Annotated in this window: 3 protein-coding genes; all 3 read right to left on the reverse strand. The window is 72.2% G+C overall.

All coding sequences use genetic code 11. The features are described 5' to 3' along the window. On the reverse strand, nucleotides 1-581 hold a 581-nt coding region (locus tag GF405_08030), incomplete at its 3' end, for a hypothetical protein (protein MBD3368102.1). Between the two features lie 61 nt (nucleotides 582-642). Then, nucleotides 643-1578: a hypothetical protein gene (locus tag GF405_08035; GenBank protein ID MBD3368103.1), complete on the reverse strand. Its 936-nt coding sequence runs from the start codon at nucleotides 1576-1578 to the stop codon at nucleotides 643-645. After that, a partial coding sequence (locus tag GF405_08040) for a hypothetical protein (GenBank protein MBD3368104.1) occupies nucleotides 1523-3063 on the reverse strand: 1541 nt, incomplete at its 5' end. The genes GF405_08035 and GF405_08040, both read right to left, overlap by 56 nt.

Below are 3063 nucleotides of genomic sequence, written 5' to 3' on the forward strand. Positions count from 1 at the left end.
ACCGGCACCGACAGCAGGAACGCGAACTCGGCGGCCCGCTCCCTCTTGACGCCGGAAAGAAGCCCGGCGGCGATCGTCGCGCCCGAGCGCGACACGCCCGGCAGAATGGCGGCCGCCTGCGCGAACCCGATGCCGACGGCCTCGGCCGCGCCCTCGTGGGCCTTCCAGCCAGGCTTCAGCCTCCGCGTCAGCCAGAGCACGACGCCGGTCGCGATCAGGAAGATCGCGACGAAGAAGGCTCGCTCGAAGAGCACCTCGACGCGGTCGGCCAACAGGAAGCCGATCACCCCGGCCGGCACGGTCCCGATGATGAGGTGCCACGCGAGCCGCGCGGCGTCGCGGTCGTGCTCGAGCCGGAAGAGCCACCGGAAGGCCGCAACGATGATCGTCCCGACCCTCCTCCGGAAGTAGAAGATGACGGCGAGCGCCGTGCCGAAGTGTACGAACACCTCGAACACGACGCCCGGGCTCTCGATCCGGAAGAAGTGTCCGGCCAGCGCCAGGTGCCCGGAGCTCGAGACGGGCAGGAACTCCGTCAGTCCCTGCAGCAGCCCGAGAAGTATGCCCTGCAGAACGGTCATCGTGTAGCTCGTCTCCCTGTTGTCACGTAGCGTACGCGGTGCGAGACCGCCCCCGCGCGGGTCACCACATGACGCCGACTACGAACGCGAAAATCCCGACGGCCATCACCGCCTTGAGCGTCCGCGAGGCCTTCGCGAGCGCGGCGGCGTCCGTGTCGCCCGACGTCAGGAACAGCACCCGGATCAGGAGCACGTCGGCGACGGCGACGAGCGCCCCGTAGCCCCAGTTGTAGCCGACCCCCTGAACGAACCGGCCTGCGAGCGTTCCGAAGACCGGGTGCACATCGGGCGGCGCCATGAGCCTCGGCGCGAGGTACGGCAGAGCTGCCACCGCCATGAGGACGATGATGACGACGCGGGATACGGCCAGGGTCGCGCCCTCTCCGACGACCGCGGCGGCCGTGCGAACGCCCGCCCGCACATCGCCCTCGCGGTCCTGCACGTCCTTCACAAGCTCCCGCGCCGCGTGCGCCAGAAACGCCAGAGCGAACGGCACGCTCGACAGCAGCAGCTTGTCCTGCGTGATGCCGCCCAGCAGGAACGGCGACGCCGCCACGGCCGCCACGACCGCGTCCTTCGCGAACGCCGCGCGCTTGATCCAGGGCGAGTAGACCGCCGAGACGACGATCCACGCCGCGACCAGGAGCGCGGCCCGGGGTCCGACGAGCGACGCCGCGAACCCGGCAACCGCCCAGGCGGCGACGGCCACGGCGACCGCTGTGCGCCGGCTCACCCTGCCCGAGGGGACCGGCCGCGAGGGCCGGTTGACCGCATCGGCCTCGGCGTCGGCGGCGTCGTTGAGCGCGTTCGCCCCGGCCGCCGCGGCGAAGGCCGCGACGGCGCCGAGAACCGCCTCCGGCCACCTCGTCGGCCACCGGGACACGTAGGCCCCGACGACGACCGCCGCCGACGCCATCAGACCGTTCAGGGGGCGCAGGAGCTCAGCGACCGCCCCGACCGATCCGGAGGCGGATGCCCGCCCAGAGCTCCCAGTCATCTTCGTTCTCGCCCTCCACGTTGCCGGCGTTCTCGACGCGCACGTAGGCCGCTCCGCCGCCGACCGCGAGCCCCTCGAGGGCGTCGTAGGCGAACTCGAGAGCTATCCGGTCGGACGTCTCGACGACGCCGGAGGGGAACGCTGGGTCGTCGTCCTGCCCCTCCTCGAACGGCTCGTCGAGGCGCCCCTCTCCCCGGCGGGCGCGCCGGTAGACGAGCGCCGTCGTCCAGGATGGGCACGGGTGGAGCCGCGCCTCGAGCACCGCACGGTCGGCGTCGGGCCCGAGCTCGAACCCGACGGGGACGCCGTCGTGCTCGAGCCTGTGCTCGGTCACCATGTGCGTGTAGGTCCACTTCCGGACGTTCGTGTACTCGACGACCAGCTCCGTGTCCATCCCCCGGAACCCGCCGTAGTGCGCGGCCCCTATCGACGCCCCGTACTTGTCCGGGTTCCCGGTGTCGCGGTCGTACTGCAGGTCGTCGACCACGAACTCGCCGTAGACCTCGAGACCGGGCGCCGGGCGCCAGTCGTAGTCGAGTCCCCAGAGGATGTTGTCGTTGCCCCGCTCGTTGTGCTGCATCAGGTAGTACGGAACGAAGGGGTTGACGTAGACCGGGTCGGGCACCGTCGAGCTGTACACGACGAGCTCACTGACGGCGATGCTGCCCGCGTCCCCGGCGAGCGCGACGCGGTGCGCTCCGAGGTAGACGTCCTCCATGGCGAGGCCCTCGTCGACCGGGCCGTCGACGGCGCGCTCGACGACCGCGTGGAGCGCGTGGAACGAGAGCGGCCCGATATCGAGCCGGGCGTCGGCCTGATCGAACGTGGGGGCGGTCCCGGAGACGAGCAGCCTCCCCCATCTCGACCGGCCCCAGGCCGGGCCCCGTCGCCCGGCGGCCAGCGTCAGGTGTTCGCTCTCCCACAGCACGTAGGCCCGCTCGGCGAGCGCCGCGACGCCGCGCCACGTCCGGGCCCTGCTCGAGAGCCTGACCTGCCGGGGCCCGTCCTGCTCCCTGAAGACGATCCGCGACTCCGCCTCGAAACCGAGATGTTCCCCGACGCCGCCCCACAGCTCGTAGGCCGTGACGACGGCCGGGTCGAGCTCGCCCTCCGAGTCCCCGGGCGAGCACCGGGCCACCGGTCCCCCGAGACCGTCACGGAGTGCCGCCGGTACGGTTCCAGGCCAGAGCGTCACACCCTCGCGCTCCTCGCCGTAGACCGCCTGCACGCCGAGCGTGACGCCCAGCCCGAGCGTCCCCTCGCCGCGCTCGAGCCCCACGGCCGGGCCGTCGACGGTGCCGCTCATGAACTCGGCCCTCAGCCGTTCCAGCGCCCAGCGCTCGCGCGCCGACGCCCTCCGACCGACGACTTCGGTCGTCACGTCGCTCAGCGCCGCCGCGACGTCGCGGCGGGTCACCGGCCGCGTCGCGAGGTCCATCTCCAGCAGATCACGGGCGACCAGCCGCTCGAGCAGCGGGTAGGCCC

The organism is Candidatus Effluviviaceae Genus V sp. (genome assembly GCA_014728125.1).
Lineage (GTDB): Bacteria > Joyebacterota > Joyebacteria > Joyebacterales > Joyebacteraceae > WJMD01.

Excerpts from the sequence above, each read along its gene's own strand:
- GF405_08035 (MBD3368103.1), bottom strand. The coding sequence starts at position 1,578 with ATGACTGGGAGCTCTGGGCGGGCATCCGCCTCCGGATCGGTCGGGGCG.